Origin of the sequence: Brevibacillus parabrevis, assembly GCF_022701015.1 — a bacterium.
In the GTDB taxonomy this organism is placed as follows: domain Bacteria; phylum Bacillota; class Bacilli; order Brevibacillales; family Brevibacillaceae; genus Brevibacillus; species Brevibacillus parabrevis.
In genome coordinates this window covers 161150-179186 of record NZ_CP064090.1, presented here as the reverse complement: position 1 = coordinate 179186, position 18037 = coordinate 161150, and the positions used below count along the sequence as shown (strand labels likewise).

Annotated in this window: 12 protein-coding genes and 2 CRISPR repeat arrays; of the genes, 10 read left to right on the top strand and 2 right to left on the bottom strand. The window is 44.6% G+C overall.

Annotated features, from left to right (window positions below; translation table 11 throughout):
- Positions 1-230: 230 nt before the first annotated feature.
- Positions 231-806 carry a C39 family peptidase gene (locus tag IRJ17_RS00685; protein WP_242772739.1) on the bottom strand — a complete coding sequence of 192 codons (576 nt, stop codon included), beginning with the start codon at positions 804-806 and terminating at the stop codon, positions 231-233.
- Positions 807-1081: 275 nt separating this feature from the next.
- Here IRJ17_RS00685 and IRJ17_RS00680 point away from each other — a divergent pair, with 275 nt between their 5' ends.
- From IRJ17_RS00680 to IRJ17_RS00665, 4 genes are all read left to right on the top strand, one after another.
- Positions 1082-1849 (top strand): hypothetical protein, encoded by a 768-nt coding sequence (locus tag IRJ17_RS00680; protein ID WP_242772737.1) that lies wholly within the window; start codon positions 1082-1084, stop codon positions 1847-1849.
- Between the two features lie 1708 nt (positions 1850-3557).
- Positions 3558-4085, top strand: a complete 528-nt coding sequence (locus IRJ17_RS00675; RefSeq protein WP_122965514.1) for a sigma-70 family RNA polymerase sigma factor — start codon at positions 3558-3560, stop codon at positions 4083-4085.
- A gap of 4 nt (positions 4086-4089) precedes the next feature.
- Positions 4090-4278, top strand: a complete 189-nt coding sequence (locus tag IRJ17_RS00670) for a helix-turn-helix domain-containing protein (protein WP_122965513.1) — start codon at positions 4090-4092, stop codon at positions 4276-4278.
- A 109-nt stretch (positions 4279-4387) separates the two neighbouring features.
- Positions 4388-4819: a hypothetical protein gene (locus IRJ17_RS00665; protein ID WP_122965512.1), complete on the top strand. Its 432-nt coding sequence runs from the start codon at positions 4388-4390 to the stop codon at positions 4817-4819.
- Between the two features lie 98 nt (positions 4820-4917).
- Here the strand turns inward: IRJ17_RS00665 and IRJ17_RS00660 are convergent, their stop codons facing one another.
- On the bottom strand, positions 4918-5385 hold the full coding sequence (locus IRJ17_RS00660; protein WP_242772734.1) for a DUF5301 domain-containing protein: 468 nt from the start codon (positions 5383-5385) through the stop codon (positions 4918-4920).
- A 505-nt stretch (positions 5386-5890) separates the two neighbouring features.
- A CRISPR array of direct repeats spans positions 5891-6745; the repeat unit is 37 nt.
- 719 nt (positions 6746-7464) lie between these two features.
- Positions 7465-8459: a CRISPR direct-repeat array (repeat unit 37 nt; unit sequence GTTACATTACAGACCCGAAAAGCAAGGGGACTGAAAC).
- Positions 8460-8927: 468 nt separating this feature from the next.
- Here IRJ17_RS00660 and cas1 point away from each other — a divergent pair.
- From cas1 to cas6, 6 genes are all read left to right on the top strand, one after another.
- Positions 8928-9938: a CRISPR-associated endonuclease Cas1 gene (gene cas1, locus IRJ17_RS00655; protein ID WP_208715229.1), complete on the top strand. Its 1011-nt coding sequence runs from the start codon at positions 8928-8930 to the stop codon at positions 9936-9938.
- 2 nt (positions 9939-9940) lie between these two features.
- Positions 9941-10195 (top strand): CRISPR-associated endonuclease Cas2, encoded by a 255-nt coding sequence (cas2, locus tag IRJ17_RS00650; protein WP_122965509.1) that lies wholly within the window; start codon positions 9941-9943, stop codon positions 10193-10195.
- Complete coding sequence (cas4, locus tag IRJ17_RS00645) at positions 10173-10799, top strand: CRISPR-associated protein Cas4 (RefSeq protein ID WP_242772731.1); 627 nt, start codon at positions 10173-10175, stop codon at positions 10797-10799. Before cas2 ends, cas4 begins: the two co-directional genes overlap by 23 nt.
- Positions 10786-13542: a PD-(D/E)XK nuclease family protein gene (locus IRJ17_RS00640; RefSeq protein WP_242772729.1), complete on the top strand. Its 2757-nt coding sequence runs from the start codon at positions 10786-10788 to the stop codon at positions 13540-13542. The genes cas4 and IRJ17_RS00640 overlap by 14 nt, the downstream gene beginning before the upstream one ends.
- Positions 13530-16814 carry a UvrD-helicase domain-containing protein gene (locus IRJ17_RS00635; RefSeq protein WP_242772728.1) on the top strand — a complete coding sequence of 1095 codons (3285 nt, stop codon included), beginning with the start codon at positions 13530-13532 and terminating at the stop codon, positions 16812-16814. The genes IRJ17_RS00640 and IRJ17_RS00635 overlap by 13 nt, the downstream gene beginning before the upstream one ends.
- A 100-nt stretch (positions 16815-16914) precedes the next feature.
- Positions 16915-17889 (top strand): CRISPR system precrRNA processing endoribonuclease RAMP protein Cas6, encoded by a 975-nt coding sequence (cas6, locus tag IRJ17_RS00630; protein ID WP_242772726.1) that lies wholly within the window; start codon positions 16915-16917, stop codon positions 17887-17889.
- The last annotated feature ends 148 nt before the right edge of the window (positions 17890-18037 follow it).

Here is an 18037-nt window from a genome sequence, read left to right as displayed (position 1 = left end):
GATTTTCAAAGGTTTTGGGGATTGGCTCGGATTAACAAAGTGGGTCGACACTCCCGAATGTGGAGAGTGCGGCTGTGTTGGTGGGGAAAAACTATTAGCATGGATGAAAAAGAAGCGGGCAAAGTACCGCTTCTTTTTCGATTTAATACAAGGAGCGAAAATAGCTAGAAAATAATTTTAAATAAAAAGCAAGGGAATGAATTACGCTCACTCCCTTGCTTAAAAATGTATTACTTTTTATTTCTTACGTTAATCCAACTTGCTTCCCACACATTATACGAATTGTTAGCAACTTCTTCGTACGTGTACCAATCTTCAGTTCCCCCGTTTGGATCGACCATAATTACATAGTTTGTATTATCACCAGGTTTATTGAAATAGCCATTGATGATAAGAACGTGTCCATTTCCTTTTTGCTTCTTTTTAAATACTACAACTGGTCGGCCTTTGTCGATTGATGATTTAATTTCATTCCAAGTAGCGGCTGTTGCTTTGTAGTCTCCATAAATACCTTTTTCATTTAGCTTGTCAGTGAATTGGCTTTTAAAAATGGTAACGTTATCTGTGCTTCCATTTACAAACTTTGCGTATTCTGATTGGGACATTTTTTTTCCATAGAGCTCCAAAAGCATCACTGAGACGGCACTCCAGCACCACTGCGATTTTTCTTGAGAAACAGGTTTGATTTTAATTTGAGGATCTGGGTAATCTTTTTTTCCAGCAAATGCAGCAGTGTTTGGTAAAAGCAAAAGAACAGCGGCCAAAAATAGAGCTAAAAAATTTTTGAATCTCAATGAAACTGCCATGGAATCGCCTCCTAATTATCTTTTATGTAATAAATTTACTTTTAATATAATAATATCTTAAAATTACAAAAAATACAATTATATTCAACCGATTTTAATTATGGCTGAATTTTTTGTTATTTTATACTCTTCATGATTAAATACAGAAAAAATTAAAGTAGTGATTGGTAAACATGTCACAGGTTGAGTGGGTGTACGTAGTAATGATACGTGTCCGAAATAGGCCACTATAGTAAAATAAACTGAATCAGTGAGAACCTTCCACGGAGGCAAATATGGCAAACGAATCCTTTCTAGCTAACGTAAAGCTACTAATCCAAATGCACTCCCAAGGCCTCCTCGGCGGCGAAACAATGCCAGAAGATGCGCTCATCGGCGTTGTTCCTGAGATCGATCTACCCAACGTATTAACACTGGGCATGGCCTTAAACTACCAAAGAAACTCATACACCCTATGGCAATCAATCGCACAGGCGTACCAAGATGAAAGGATTAGATGGATATTCAATCCGCATGCAGTATCCAAAAGTAGCATAGAGGAACTGCGTCAAGCACTGCTCCAGGAGCGTGTAGCCTTGCAGCCTAATCGACACCCGGAAATTTGGAAGAGCGTCTCAACCGGAATTACTCAATCTTCCTTAAAAGGTGACGTTGCCGGAATGCTAGAATCCGTTCAATTTGACATCGCCAGCTTGAAAAACATGATGCAAGTAACGCGTAAGCGCGAATTTCCGTATTTGTCCGGTCCGAAAATTTTCAATTATTGGCTGTACGTAATGGAGACGTATACAGGGGTAAAGTGGAAATCCCGCGAGCTGATTACAATTGCCCCCGACACGCACATCATGAAAGCCACGGTAAAATTGGATCTGTGCTCGTCGGACGTCCTGGATGGAACGGCTGAGGACAGGAACCTTGTTGCGGAAGCATGGGAAAAGGCACTGCGTGGTAGCGGGCTGGCTCCGATTGATGTTCACACACCTTTATGGTTGTGGAGCAGGGCCGGATTTCCACCGCTGTCCGGTGACGTATCAAGGTCATGAGACACTAATTCCCAACCGTGGCATTGAAAAAGGATGTTAACAAGAAAGACACGGAATGGATCTTCCGTGTCTTTTAATAATCAGTTGTATTGCAACGGACCGGATAGCGAGTGGTTCTGAAATGTCCAGCTTTCCAGGTTGCAGGGGGATATTGTTTGTTTTTGCGATTGCAATCTTTAGTTCTCGATTAGATAGCTCTTTTAGTATTGGGCAGTACCAAGAAATGTATAGATCAAATGGGAGGAATGTTTTATTATAGGCATGAGAGTGAATGGCTATCCTTTAGCGGGGAAAAATAGACAGACAGAGATAGTTAAAGTCAGATTTTCGAGGATAGGCTGTGGTTTTTGACAGAAAATGAATCCTCGAAAAAAGAGTGGTTTCTTGTTGGCACTGAGTATGAAAAAAGCCTTGGTGTGACTGGGGTTGAGCATGTTAGTCAAAGTCGTTACATTGAAGACCCGAAAAGTTAGGGGACTGAAACTTCAATTTCTCCACCCGCAGGCGCTGCTCTTCGGTCGTTACATTGAAGACCCGAAAAGTTAGGGGACTGAAACATGCTTCTTGTTCTGAATTTGCTGTAATCTCTATACGTTACATCGAAGACCCGAAAAGTTAGGAGCCTGAAAAGCTCAGTCAACATGTGTAGTTTTTGAACGACCTTGTTCTTGAGGTAGTAGCAAGCTGCCTCAAAGCTGCCGACAACGAATAACATCCAGTAAACAACAAGAAGCATCCTCTGCTATTGGAGGATGCTTCATTTTTAGAGCTATTTGATCTCAAAATCGTGTAGCTGTTGTATTTGCCAAGTGCTATGTGCTTTCTCGGATTTTTTGGGTCCAAGTTGATTACTTTTTTCACAACACATCCAGCATGAACAGTGAATTTTACCTTTGGCTAATCGACCGTAATCATCATTTTTTACTTTCCACTCATAATGCTTGATGATACTCAACCTACGATTAATAACTCGCTTACGATGGTGTCGGTAATAAGCTCGATTTCGATTGGATTGGTACGGCTTTAACATATAAAATCACGCTCCCCCGGCAGATGAGCTTAGCCTGTAAAAGCCCCCAGGGAAATGTTTGGGCTGTTACAGGCTAAGCATGGAGGGAGCGGTGAGGCGATAATGGATCACATTCCTCACTCCTATGCATGTGATATAAAGTAAATTTACTGATTAAACATTAAAAACGCAATCCAAACAAAAGTAAAACTCCTTCAGAATGTGGAGTAAAGGTGGTTAATTTGTTCGATAACACTATTTACAAACGTAGAAAACAATATTGAACAAAAGACATGAGATTCGAATGCTCTCTCAATACATTAAATTACAAAAGTTTACATTATAGGAAATTAAAATATTTGGATTTAATAATTTGATAAAATGGAAATCAACAACTAAAGAACTAAGCCCTCGGCCATAAGAAATTTCGGCAGCAGAGAGTGAGTGCCACAGTTTTTCACCGAGGAAAATATTAACTCATAGCACGCAGCAATGGAGTTCTTTGCTGATGAAACATGTGTTAAAAAAGGAGGACAACCGATGAAAGCTGTACAAAATGGTCTGAAAATAAGCTACTGAGAATGCAGCTTGTAGTAACAATATCATATTAGTGAGTGATTCGAGACGTGCCAGTGTTAAGCTGGTACGTTTATTTTTTTGAAAAAATGAACGTATCTTGTTTGATGAGGGTGAAAGTGTATGAGCGAACTTACTGACATAGCGAACCAAAAGCTGATGAAGGCATTTTTAGTTCAGGCAGATAATCAACAACTATACCAATGTCTGTGTACTTATCCAGAAGATACACAATGCACGGAAGAATTAAAAAGGAGATTTGAAGAATTTCTTAAGGAGATTCGATTGATCAAGTATATTTCATCAATCATTCACTATACAGCCATCGAGCTTTCTTTGCACAAGAGGAAACAAGACGGGATATATCATCCAGTAGACGATTTTGAAAAGTTGGTCGACGGGTTAACTTACACTACAAATGAACTTATCGTAGAGGAAAAACAGTGCTGGAAAGAAGTATTAACGGATAAGAGGTTGCTTGATGCTATCCATAAGCTCACTGAAAAGGAACAAACGATACTTAACCTTCTTTTTCTTGAGAATATCAAAGAATCGGAAGTTGCGTGTCTTTTTGGAGTGTCTCAGCAAGCTATTTCCAAAACAAAGAAACGAGCACTATTGAAGCTAAGAAAACAACTGGAGAGGAGCTAAATACATGAGTCTGTTAACGCTGGTAAAACGAGTACAAAACAATGACAATATTGCAATGCAGGAGATCATAGATAGATTTGAGCCAAAGATTCGCAAATCATTACGCTTCACAAACGCATCTGTTCGCGAAGACATGCGACAAGAAATTGTTTTCCGTTTGATTAAAGCAGTCAAATCGTATAACAGAGCATAATTTTTTTTCGGAATCAGGTTGTATTTTTCATTTTAGATTCTCTTTTATTAGTAACAAGTTAATAACCGCGCGGGAAGTTACTTGGAATAAATTTTGGAGGAAGATAAAGATGGCACGTACACAACTAAAACAATATGCGGATACAATTATTGTTTCAACAGATGAGCTGGATGAGCTTGCGAAAGCTATGGAGGATATTCTTGAGTACGGCATTATTGAAATGGATGATAACAAATTGGAGGCAACCATTTCGATTACCGCTGCTTTGGCAGGGCTTGTGTTTAAGCTTTCTCGAATCGGGGGCATCGTGGTAGGGGTTATTGGCTTGGTTACATCCTTATCTACTGATTTGCGAAGTGATTTGGAGAGAAATATTCGTAAAGCGATCAAAGATATGCATGATACTCGTCGTTTCATGAAACGAAATGGATACAGCAAGGTCAAGATCGAGTATCCTTTTATGGACTATAAAAACATGCGACTGATAACAGGTAAGGGAGAAGCTCTTCGAGTGCTTGGCGATCGTTGGGAAGACCTGTAATGAATACGAAAGGAGATGTTCGGTTCGCTAGCCGAATATCTCCTTTTTTCTTTGCACGCGATCTGTTTTTGCAGAAACAACAGTTGTATGGTGACAAATTATTTATTTTTTGCTGAGTTGAACACTTCGTGGATTACTAAGTCAGGATTGTTTTCAATTTTATAAACAGGGATTTCGTCTGAAGATTTACTGTAAAACTTCATGTAACGAGTATCAGCGAGATATATTGTACCTACATCCTTGTTGTTTTCTTTCACATCAATGGTATACGTATGATTCGTTTCTTTTACACGGTTCGTATCAGCATCATTTGCATCAGATTCACTTTTCATTTTGCGTAGCTCCATTTTTGAAAAATCGCTGAGCACTTTTTGAATTTCCGCTGGGTCAGAAATTTCTACTTTTTCCTTATCTTCATTATTAGTAATGGTCAGCGAGGTTATCTTTTGCTTATCAAATAAGGTGAGGTCATCAAATGCCCAGACTTTGAAGCCAGGAAAATAAATGAGGTTACTGAGCGCAAAAATGGCTAGAAGAGAGAAAATAATGATATAAATTTTTTTCACGGCTTACATCTCCTTTATAGAGCATCTCCGTAGAAAATCCAGGGTTTTTTTAGGGGGAAATGAATGAAATTAATTGCAGTACCACTTAATGGTATCATTTTACAGTTGTTTTGCAAATACCACTTTCTTCCTAAAATCAACAAAAGGGCTTGCTCCAAATGTAAGAGGCAAAACTTGAACAATAAATCGAATTTATCTATGGAAAGGGTTGGATAATATTAGATGTTTGAGTAATTTTATGTTAGTGGATGAAAAAGTCTTGTTGGTCCAGACCGTACAAAGAAATGGGTAGATGAGATGGAGGATAATGTTTTATTATAGGCATGAGAGCGAATGCTTACTCTTTGGCGGGGAAAAATAAACAAGATGAGAATAAGCTGATTTTCGAGGATAGGCTGCGATTTTTGACAGAAAATGAATCCTCGAAAAAAGAGCATCTTCTTGTTGGCATTGAGTAGGAGGAAAGCCTTGTCGTGACTGGGGTTAAGCATGTTAGTCAAAGTCGGTTACATTGAAGACCCGAGAAGTTAGGGGACTGAAACTTCGGGGGTGGTGGGGGTGGCGGTCTGGGTGACTATGAGTTACATTGAAGACCCGAGAAGTTAGGGGACTGAAACCATCCGGTATCCAATCGCGCGATAAGCAAGCGCAGCTCGTTACATTGAAGACCCGAGAAGTTAGGGGACTGAAACAGATTTGGCTTACTACTTCCTCGGTCAAATGCGTCCAGTTACATTGAAGACCCGAGAAGTTAGGGGACTGAAACATCACGAACAAAAAGTAGTTCCGTTCCGATTGCTGCAAGTTACATTGAAGACCCGAGAAGTTAGGGGACTGAAACTTCGTTATATCAATGGCACATGCGCCCATTAGCTTGCGTTACATTGAAGACCCGAGAAGTTAGGGGACTGAAACAAAGGTATACTGGTGGTTCACGACTGTATAACAGCGTTACATTGAAGACCCGAGAAGTTAGGGGACTGAAACTAGAGCCACTGGTGTGGGCAAAGACGAAAGTGAAGGCTGTTACATTGAAGACCCGAGAAGTTAGGGGACTGAAACGCTGGGTCGACAGATGTATATTTCAGTGTAGTTTTGAAAGTTACATTGAAGACCCGAGAAGTTAGGGGACTGAAACTTGGGTACTTGGATTATCGTGGAAATGTCACGAATAGTTACATTGAAGACCCGAGAAGTTAGGGGACTGAAACATAGGATTCTTACCGAATGCGAGATACTCGTCCCGATGTTACATTGAAGACCCGAGAAGTTAGGGGACTGAAACTTTGGAAGGGTGCGCCCGTAATGCTCCTGGTTGATGGAGTTACATTGAAGACCCGAGAAGCTAGGGGACTGAAACAGCGCGATCATCAAACCCGCTACGATGACGGTTTCAAGTTAGATCCAAGCTCCGAAGAACAGGAGATAGATGGATTGCAAAGAAGGGAATATCAAATCAGTTCGAGGGGAAACAGGTATCCATTACAATGAGCTGACTTCATGGAACGAAAGATACTGAGCATCTCTAGAATTTTAAATTTTTTGATCTTTCATCAGATAAACAAAATAACGAATTGCTTCTAAACGGCGTGGAATTTCGGTTTTGGATACAAGCTTCACGTTGTACTTGTCCGAAGGTTTTGTGAGCTGATTTTTTATGTATAAATCATTTCGAAAATTGGAAAGAGGGTAATCCCGCACATCGTGGAGAAGCAATATTAGGGAAATGCGAATGTATCTTGTATCTAAAGGTAATATAGAGAAACTGTAACTGGCTTTGCTCCAGAGTTACTTTACAAACTAAACTATCGTTTACTACTGGACAGACGACAATTCGACTTAGCGAACCTCATAAACCTATAGCTGAAAGTAGAGCAATGTTTTATTATAGACAGGAGAGAGAATGGTTATCCTCTGGCGGGAGAAAATAGACGATATGGGGTACTCAAATATAGACTTTCGAGGATAGGCTGGATTTTTTAACAGGAAATCAATCCTCGAAAAAAGAACGATCTCTTGTTAGTGTTGAGATTAAGACAACCCTTGGTAGAAGTGGATTCGTTTGCGTTAACCGAGGTCGGTTACATTACAGACCCGAAAAGCAAGGGGACTGAAACTGCCGTGGCTGCTCACGTTACCGCATACGCTCGCATGTTACATTACAGACCCGAAAAGCAAGGGGACTGAAACTCCGTTTAATTAGATCTTGAACTCGTCGAGAATATCGTTACATTACAGACCCGAAAAGCAAGGGGACTGAAACTTGTGGATTTTCCAATGCTGTATTCCTGCATCTCTTTCGTTACATTACAGACCCGAAAAGCAAGGGGACTGAAACAAATAAGATAGACCCCAACTTCGTTTCATCATCAGCGTTACATTACAGACCCGAAAAGCAAGGGGACTGAAACGAAAGGATTGTTCATGCTCGACCTGACCGCGTTCCAAGGAGTTACATTACAGACCCGAAAAGCAAGGGGACTGAAACTTTCTCATGGTCACGAGGCCGCCACCGTCCCAACCTGTTACATTACAGACCCGAAAAGCAAGGGGACTGAAACTGGCGAGTGCCTCCGCCCAACCTTCTCGCGAGTCCGGGTTACATTACAGACCCGAAAAGCAAGGGGACTGAAACATGATGAGTAAAGTCTCAGACTGGATTGCTGGAATTGTTACATTACAGACCCGAAAAGCAAGGGGACTGAAACTGGGATGCGGATACGCGGTTTACAGCACGCGGAAGCGTTACATTACAGACCCGAAAAGCAAGGGGACTGAAACGTGAACAAATCGACGCCGCCCGTCTACTCGCGATCAAGTTACATTACAGACCCGAAAAGCAAGGGGACTGAAACAGTACGGATGCAGGCATTCGTCTCCCGCAGCACGGCGTTACATTACAGACCCGAAAAGCAAGGGGACTGAAACATGTAGTAGCATAGGCTTGTACGCTTCACCGGGACGGTTACATTACAGACCCGAAAAGCAAGGGGACTGAAACCGTGTTCCTCGATCCGCCGCAGCAGTGGGCAGTATCGTTACATTACAGACCCAAAAAACAAGAAAACTAAAACCGATAGACTGATAAGCGTAGAAGCAGCCGAGTGCCAAGTGCCGAGGAGACTGAAGCACTGCTCGATCATATGTCCAACCAGTTCTTTTTTCCGATTGCATGAAAAACCCGAAACCCTAGAGACCCCGACTCGAAGTCGAGCGTTTGCCTCAAGTACATTTAGTTTTTGCCCGACCTTTACGCTGATCAACGAGGGAATTGTATGAATTGCACGACAATAAACGGTGGAACCACTCCCTTATCTTTTGATCGCGCCTTTCCCAATACCTGAGCAATCTGTATAAACCGATATGCATGAATCGCTTCTCAAAAAATCAGCATCTCATAACTATCAGCACTCTCCCAACATTAACCTCTCTGCCTTTACTCATGCAGAGAGTTTTTTGTTTTTCTCAAATACCGTTTACTCCATCAATTTTCGGACGAGACTGAATCTATCCTACTAAATGCTAAATGGGAGTGGATGTTTGTGCAGGTAGTAATTGATGAGTACGGATACGCCTTGCGTAAGACCAGTGAACGGCTAGTGATTCGGGACAGGGAAAAGAAAGTTGTGCAGGAGATTCCCTTTTTTCAAGTGGATGATGTTGTGATTTCTTCCAAAGGCGTTTCGATTTCGTCGGATGTGGTTGAGAAGTGCATTGAAAACGGTATACATATACATTTTTTGTCCAACAGAGGGGAACCTTTTGCCAAAGTAGTCTCTCCTTTCTTGCAAGCGACGGTGGCTACAAGAAGGGCACAAATACAGGCGTACAATGATGAGCGTGGTGTGAAAGTCAGCAAGCATTTTGTTCGGGCAAAAATACGGGCTCAAGCCAGTCTCGTTAAATATTGGGCGAAAAATCGGAGAGACAAAAATGAGAATTTGCAAGCGATGTTTCAAACAGCCATCTCCAATTTGGAGCACAAGCTGGATGAATTGGAGGAAATAAAGGGAGCAAGTGTTGATGAGGTTCGCGGAACGCTAATGTCCGTAGAGGGACGTGCTGCATTTGCTTATTGGGAAGTTGTGAAGTGCTTAGTACATCCTGATCTTGGCTTTCAGGGGAGGGAACATCGGGGAGCGAGTGATCCCGTGAATCTTGCCTTGAACTATGGATATGGTTGTTTGAAAAACGAAATCTCGAAGGCTGTTCTCTTGGCAGGACTGGAGGAGTGTGCAGGTTTTCTTCATGTTGATCGGTCTGGCAGACCTTCCTTTGTTCTTGACTTTATGGAGGAATTTCGCCAACCCGTCGTTGATAGAACGGTGCTCTCCATGTTTACCAAAGGATTTGCGCCCAAAATGGAGGAAGAGGCTCTGCATGTGGAAAGCCGACGGGTAATTGCGCAAGAAATTCGGGAGCGTTTGGAGAGCAAGGACAGGTATGAAGGGAAGAAATATCAACTAAAGACGATCATTCAGAGGCAAGCTTACCATCTGGCTACTTATTTCAGAGGCGAGCGAGAGTACAGGCCGTTTGTCTGGAGTTGGTAGCGATGCATCTACTTGTGATCTACGACGTGCAAGATGATAAAGTCCGGAACAGAGTAGCCAATGCCTGCAAAGACTATGGCTTATACCGCGTGCAGTACAGTGCTTTCAAGGGGGAGCTTTCGCTCAACCGGATGCAAGAATTGTTTTTACTTTTGAAAAAGATTCTTGGCGTTGACGTGGGAAACATTCAGATGTATCCGATGTGCGAAAAAGATATAAAGCAGGTGAAAGAAATTGAAAACGTCCACTTTCTCTGAGAACCGCACTTTCCATGACGGGTTGGAGTTGAATGTCACTGATTTGAAGCAACACTTGTATTGCGCGCGCATTCCTTATTATTTTTATGTGATGCCAGTTCCCCGACCAGTGTCCTACAAAATGAATCACGGTGTAGCCGAGCACATTGAGTTGGATCGTCTCGAAAAGCGAAGAGGGTATCGCTCGTATGGGCTGACAGAAGGAGAGCGATTGTTTCACCTGCAATTGAAGAGTGAATCTCTCGGCTTGTATGGCAAGCTCGATTTGACGATTGCTTATCAGAAAAAAGGGACGACCCACTATATTCCTGTGGAATTTAAATACACGGAAAATCGTATTTTTACAAATGCCAAGTATCAGGCAACCGCGTATGCCATGTTGCTGGAGGAGCATTTTCAAGTCCCTGTTCAGGAAGCGATCATTTATCAAATTCCTACGAAAACGGTACATCCTGTGAAAATAAATGATGCTATGCGCAAACATGTCCAGGACAGCCTGACCGTCATTCGCCGCATGCTGGAGAGTGAGGCGTTCCCCGAACCAACCTCGCGGGCACGCTGTCATGATTGTGAGTACCGGAGATATTGCAATGACATTTACTGAGCAAAATAGCATTGCTGTACTGGAAAAAGCTGTGCGGGAACGGAAAAGCGTCGTTTTTATCGGAAGCCACTCTGTATTCATCCAGCAAAGAAAACAAGAACTGCTACAGGCGACAGGCGGATATATCGGAATCCAGTGGCTGACGCTGCATCAGCTGGTGGATCGTATTATGCAACAAAATGGGCATTCGTACGTTCGAATCGACCAGCCAATGCGGGAGGATTTGGTAGAAACAGTCATGCTTCGTCTTGAAGAAGAGGGGAAAATTCCTCTGCTAAAGAATAGCTTGCGTCATGCAGGAATGGTTAAGTCTGTTGCCTTGTGGATGGAGGATTTGGAAAAACGTCCCCAAGAGAACTGGCGCTCTATCTTGAGAAGCGTCGCCCTGCCTGTTCTGGCAGAACTCGGTCTTGTCTATGAAGCTTACGTTACACTCGTGGAAAATCGTTCCGTGTCTTACAAGGAAGCCGGACAACTGATGGACATGGCAAGTGAATACTTGAAAGAGCCATATACAGTAGCTGATTTGTCGACGGAGCTTGTCATTGTAGAAGGGGATTTTCCCGAGTTGCTTGAAATTGCAGGCATGTTGGAATCCATCTCCAGACTGCCCACGGAAGTCATTTTCACCTCACCACATATAGCAAGCAACACGAGCAAGTCTTTTAGGTGTTTAGTGGGAATGAATGTCTATGATGAAATGCAAAAAATAAGCGAAGATATTATTCAGCGGCTTAACGAAGGCTTTTTGGCAGAGGAAATCGCTGTTGTTTGCCCAAATGATGGTTACCTTACAGTGGCGAAGCGCGAACTGCGAGCGAAAGGTGTGCAGGTAAAAGAAGCGGGAAGCAGCTCTTTGTTGAATTTGTCAGTGACGAAGCGGCTTTTGGCAGTAATGGAGTTGAAGAGAACCGACTGGAAACGCACGCACCTGCTGATTTGTGCCAGTTTATGTTCCAAGATGGCTGGCATGTCGGATGCAGAAGTCGCCTGGGGACGGGCTGTCATCAAAGAATCGGGCGTTGCTGCGGAGTTTTCCCGATGGCTTGCTTTGTTCAAGGGGCAAGCAGCACGAAGTCGGCTCCGCAATCACTATTTGACAGAAGCCGGAGAGAGCCAGCTTGTTCAAGCGTCTGAAAGCTATGCTCAAAAGTGGGTCAAATTTCTTTTCTGGTTAAGACGGCGTCTTCGAGCTTTAGCAGATGATGAAACGTGGGAGAATCATCTCACTAGCATGTTAGAGTGGATCGATCAAGACGAAAAGTGGATGAGAAAAGGAAAACGAAGCGCCATCCAGAGTATGGAGTACGAAACAATTCGGAGTATTTTCCGAACACGTCGGGAAATTGCCCTGAGTGTTCCCGGTGAGGAACAGGGAAGATTGATCAGTCTGGAACGAGTGATGAAATGGCTGCGTCAACGAATGGCCTTTCATCAGCTGCTTTGTGATACGAAGGGGGAAGGAGTTCATGTCCTTCTGGCGGATCAAATCTCTGGGGCAAAATTTGCTTGTACATATATTGCAGGGTTGGCTGATGGCATTTGGCCACAGTCATATACTCCACACTGGATTTGGCAATTAGTTGAGCAGGACCGATCAATCACGAATGTGAAGCTACCCTCCGCTAGTGAGCAACGTCAAGAAAATGATCGGCTGTATGACCTAGCGGTGATGTCTGGTCAACGGGAGGTCATCCTGTCCATGCCTTTGCGAGGAGAGCGTGGGCGTCCGACAGTTCCAGCCGATTATTTGAAAGAACGTTTTGGAGAAGCAGATTGGCAGTACGTCGAGGGCAAAAGTGATAAGCCAAAATTCAACAAGATTACGAAGAAAAACAGTTTCAAAACAAAAAGCACGGTCGCCCCACGCTTTTTTGACGAGCGTGTACCGATCAGTGTGACAGGAATAGATGATTACGCCAAATGTCCATTTGCTTACTTTGCCAGTCGTGTGTTAGCAGTAAGAGAAGAAGTAGTACGTCATGAAAGATTGCTGCCAACAGATATCGGGAGCATCATCCATCATGTTCTTAGACTGCTGGTTGGGGAACAGCTTAATGCTGTCGATGAGCTTATCCAACAGGCGGCTGTTTATTTGGACGAGGAACTGCAAAGGTATGAACGAAAGTATTGTCTCCATGGTCCAAAATGGGAAGGGCAGTGCAGCAGCCTCAAAAAAGAATTGGAATCGTTCCTTTTGAAAGAAGGCGATCAACTGTTAAGCAGAGAGGGAATCGTTCAACTTGCCGAGTGGGGATTTGGACGAGTGCATTTGGAAAAAATGGATCCCCGTTCAACAGGAGAACCTTTGCTGATTCGCAAAAAACAAAAAGAATTGCGCCTTTCGGGGATTATTGACAGGATTGAACTTGCTTGCGATAGATTCAAAATTATTGATTACAAGCTATCGAAAAGTCCAACCAGCCGGGAGATGGAGTGCGGCTCTGATCTGCAAATGGCATTGTACTTGATTGCCTTTGAGAGCATTGATCCTGAAAAGGCTCAATCAGTGGAGGGAAGATTTTCTGTTTTAAAAGATCAGGGGAGCGGTGGGCACATGGTCTTTTCATCGAAAGCGGAATTTGAAGCTTATAAAACAAGTATCGTGGAGCAGCTTTTCCAGTTGAGGGAAGCGATGGCTTCGGGAGATGTCTTGCCGCGCCCGCGTTCTATTTTGCAGTGCAAGCAATGTTCATTTCAAAGCGTTTGTCGAAGGGATGAAGGGAAGACATGGAGAAGCTGACGGAGTCACAGCGACTGGCGGTTGAAGCAAAAGGTTCCCGGATTCTTGTTTCGGCGGGCGCGGGGGCTGGAAAGACGCGGGTATTGACTGCACGCGTACAACACCTGATTGACCACATTGGTATCGCGCCGGAACGGATACTGGCCCTGACGTTTTCAGATCAAGCGGCTAACGAGATGAAAGAGCGAATAGATCGCAAGCTGGGAAAGACAGACGTAACGGTCCTTACTTTTCATCGCTTTTGCGGCAGGATTGTCAGGGATAACCCGCTGCTGGCAGATGTAGACCCGGCGTTTGCCATGCTGGATGAGTCTACATCCCATTCATTTTTGCGTGAAACGATCGAACGGGAATTATACAGCGGCAATTCCGATGAGCTGATCCATTGGGTGGAACAATGTGGCCCCAAAACGGCACTGGATCTGTTTCTCGCTTTTTATGAACATTGGCGGGAGACTTCGTATAGCCTGGATGCGCTTCAGGCAAAAACAGAAGCGCGATTGGCCGATGAGGTAAGAAAGTGTCAGGAGGAAATACAAGCGATCATGAGTCAACTCCATACCATTTCCGAGGGAAGTGCAGTTAAAGCATCCGGAACGCTGGCACGAATGGAAAAAATCTTGGCGGCCTGGCAGGTCTATACCCGATTAGGCTGGCAGCGCCCTCATTCAAGAGCGTCAAAAGAGGAAACGGTGTACTTGCAGGCGGAAAAATGCCTGCACAGTTTGTTCGGTGAAGTGACAAGAAATGTTTCTAAGGAAGTCAAAGATTGTTTTGGGAAACTGTCTGTATGGAAAAAGGATCAGCTTTGGAGAGAGCTTTTGACGGATCAAACGGCACGCTTCCGTGAAAGCTTGTTTGCCTGGATGGAGAGGACAGATCAAGCTTATCGCATGCTGAAAGAAATTTATGGCTGGTGCGACTTTGCCGATTTGCAGAGAAAAGCGTATATGTTGCTTCACGATCATAAAGAACTGCGCGAAAAATATGGCATGATGTATACGCATGTCTTGGTTGATGAATACCAGGATACCAGCCCGATTCAACAGCAGATTCTGGAGCAGCTTGAAGCAGGAAGCGACAGTACAGCATCTTTGTTCATGGTCGGAGATGCAAGGCAATCCATTTACCGATTTCGCGGGGCAGATGTAAGCGGATTTGAACAGATGCGCAAACAGCTGGGAGACAGTGATGCGTACATTTCCATGCGGGAGAATTTTCGTTCTGCTCCTTCCTTGGTGGCGTTTTTTGCAGAAATGACCAGACAATTGTTCGGGGACGGGGAGATCGTCTCAGGGTTGTCTGAGTCCCGTTCATCCAATCAACCAGTTGTGGAAGTATTGATCTCTGCATTGGAGGAGGACTGTGATCCTCGGGAAGCAGAAGCACGGTTAGTGGCTCAGCGTATCAATGAATTAGGTCCTGCATTATGGGGAGATGTTGCCATCCTGTTACAGACGCGGACTCATCTAGCCAAATATCAGCAAGCTTTGGAGGAACTGGAGATCCCATATGTCGTGCATGCAGGAAATGGGTACTGGAAGCGACAGGCTGTCCACGATCTTTATCACCTGGTTCGCTTGGTGGAAAATGTGGAGGATGACATTGCATTGCTCGGTTTTCTGCGCGGGCCGCTTGTTGGCTTGTCTGAGCATGGCTTGTGGAGGGTGGCAGAGCAAGCTGGACTGAGGCAAGGCTTTTTGAACTTCATGGAAAATGAAGACATCAGTTGTTCAGCAGAAGACCGAAAGTGTTTGCGGGAGGCAAAAAGAATATTGCTGAGAGCAAGAAGCCTTCATAAAGTAGCAGGACTGGCTGATTGGCTCCATATGCTCTTGTATGAGGAAGGGCTGGCGGAGCAATTGGGCTTTCCGGATTTTGCCCCAGTAATCGCTTTGGCAGATGAGCTGGAGAAGCGAGGGGAGTTTCATCTCTCGGATTTGCTACTCTGGTGGCAGCGGCTTCGTGAAGGGGACGATAAGGAGGATACCCAACAAAAAGAGAATGCGCACGGCAAAGTCAAAATCATGACCATTCATGCAGCGAAAGGGTTAGAGTTTCCGATTGTGTTTGTCCCTGACCTTTCCCATCGGTACACAAAAGGAATCGGGAGGCTGCATTTCAGTCGCGATTGGGGCTTGGCCAATCAGCATTATCATCAGGACGTCAAAGAGTGGCTCCCTACACTCGGCTATATTCGTGCTTGCGAAGACGAGCGCAAAGCCGTGATTGACGAACAAAAGAGATTGCTGTACGTTGCCATGACACGTGCGCAGGAACAGCTGATTTTCTCTGGGGCTGCCGCCTCTTTTACGGATAAGCCTTCCATTGAAGAGTGCTCCAATTGGTTTGATTGGCTCCCGTTTCTTGTTCCCGAGTTGCGGAAAGGGGCAAGCGATCAGGTGATACGAAGACCAGACTGGAGTTTGCAAGTAAGGGTGGGGATGTCGCATGGGCCATTCTTGCGTGCGACGCAGAAAGTCACTGCGATGGAAAAGCTCGATTCTCCAACAAGTGAGAAGCATGTAACCGCACGGAAAAACCGCTTTTCGCAACGAATATGGAGCGTGTCAGAATGGGTCGAGCTGTTGGCAGATGAACAGAAAAAGCAGAAGAGGAACGAGTCTGTCTCCTATTGGCGTCACGAAAGCAACCGTTTGCAGGCATACGAATGGGGCCATGTCTTGCATCGGATATTGGAGCATTTGCAAGGGGACCATGACCTGGATTATGCTTGCGAGCATCTTTTGAAAATGGCACTGGCTTCGATAGGACTGACGAGTCGGGAGGCGCATGAAACCGCCTGGGAGCACGTGAAAAATGATGTAGCGACCTACATGAAGAGTGAACTGCATAAGGAGTGTCGTCGGGCGAAGACTCTTCACAGTGAAATGCCGTTTGCAATCCGATTGTTCGGAGACGATCAGGACAAAGGCCCCTTGTTGCTGAATGGAGTCATGGACAAGGTATGGGTAAGGCCAGACGGCAAGGCTACCATCGTGGATTTCAAAACGCACAAGTACAAAAATGCGGCACAGGCCAAACGAATTGTCGAAACATACACGCCTCAGCTTCAACTGTATGCGCATGCGGTAGAACAGTTGCTGGGGTGGCGAGTGGACCGTGCGGGTCTGTACATGACTGCTACTGGCAGTTACATGGAAGTCCCTTGCGATTTGCGAGCAAGAGGAGTGTTATTCGAAAAAATGCACGAAATCTGGACGAAAGCAGCCATTGTCCCTGAAAGCGAGAAGCGCCTTTTTTCCTTGTGAGGAGGCGTTTTTTGCCGTTGATGCATGGAGGAAAGTTAGAAGCAATCCCGAATTTATCCAGATAAGACCCGATCAAGGGGACTGGCAAGGAGGCTAACCGTTGTTTGAAGAACTGAGAATTGCGCAATATCGTTTTACTTTGGAGGCAGGGGAGCAGGGGCTGGAGCTGCCGGCCTGGAAGGCGTCGACTTTTCGCGGAGCTTTTGGTCACGTGTTCAAACGCTTGTCCTGTATGCATCCTGAGCAAGCTTGCAGCTCCTGTACAGCCTTATCTTACTGCGCCTATCCGTACATTTTCGAAACCAGACCGGACCAAGAGGACGGGTTTATGGGGAAATACGATCAAGTCCCTCGTCCATATTTGTTCGAGGTGCCGCAGGATAAGCAGACGCACTATGAAGCAGGCGACTTGCTCACGTTTGATTTGCGGCTGTTTGGCAAGGCGATTGATTACGCTCCTTTGTTCGTGACGGCTTTTAAAGAGCTGGGGCGGGAAGGGATCGGCAAAGGCAGAAAACCGTTTCGGCTCATTCATGTGGAAAACAGGGACGAGTACAACGGGAAGCATCGAAGCATGTACATGAATCTTGAGAGCGGGATTGTGCACCAACCAGTTGTCCTGACAGGTAAAGAGATTATAGAGCGGGAGCGTGCTCGGATAGACGGAGCTGGTGGCGTGGAGAAAGTGATGATTTTTTTTGAAACGCCTTTGCGGTTGAAGTGGAAAGGCCAATATACGACTGATGTGCAGTTCTCTGTGTTGTTTCGCACTTTTTTACGCCGTATGACAGGTTTGCTGCAATTTCATCATGATGTTCAGCCAGAGTGGCCGATTCGTGAACTGGTGGAGCGTGCGGAGAGAGTGAGACTTGTGGAAAAGCGGGTCAAGTGGCTTGATTATGATCGGTATTCTGTGAGACAGGATGTCAAGATGAGGATGGGCGGAGTAGTGGGATGGGCTGTGTATGAAGGGGAAATTGCGGAGTTTCTACCGTGGTTGAAGGCAGCCGAGCATACCCATGTTGGGAAGAATACTGCGTTTGATTTGGGGCGGGTGAGGGTGACTCACCTATAGATTAACTAATAGATGGACAGGGAAAGGAAATTAAAGAGTTTTCTTTAGTGGGGGTTGAGTTATATATGGGCCTGTGCAATCAGGCTTCTATATGACCACCTCCATTTTTTGATTATCATAAAATTTAAGAATAAGGGATGGTTGAATT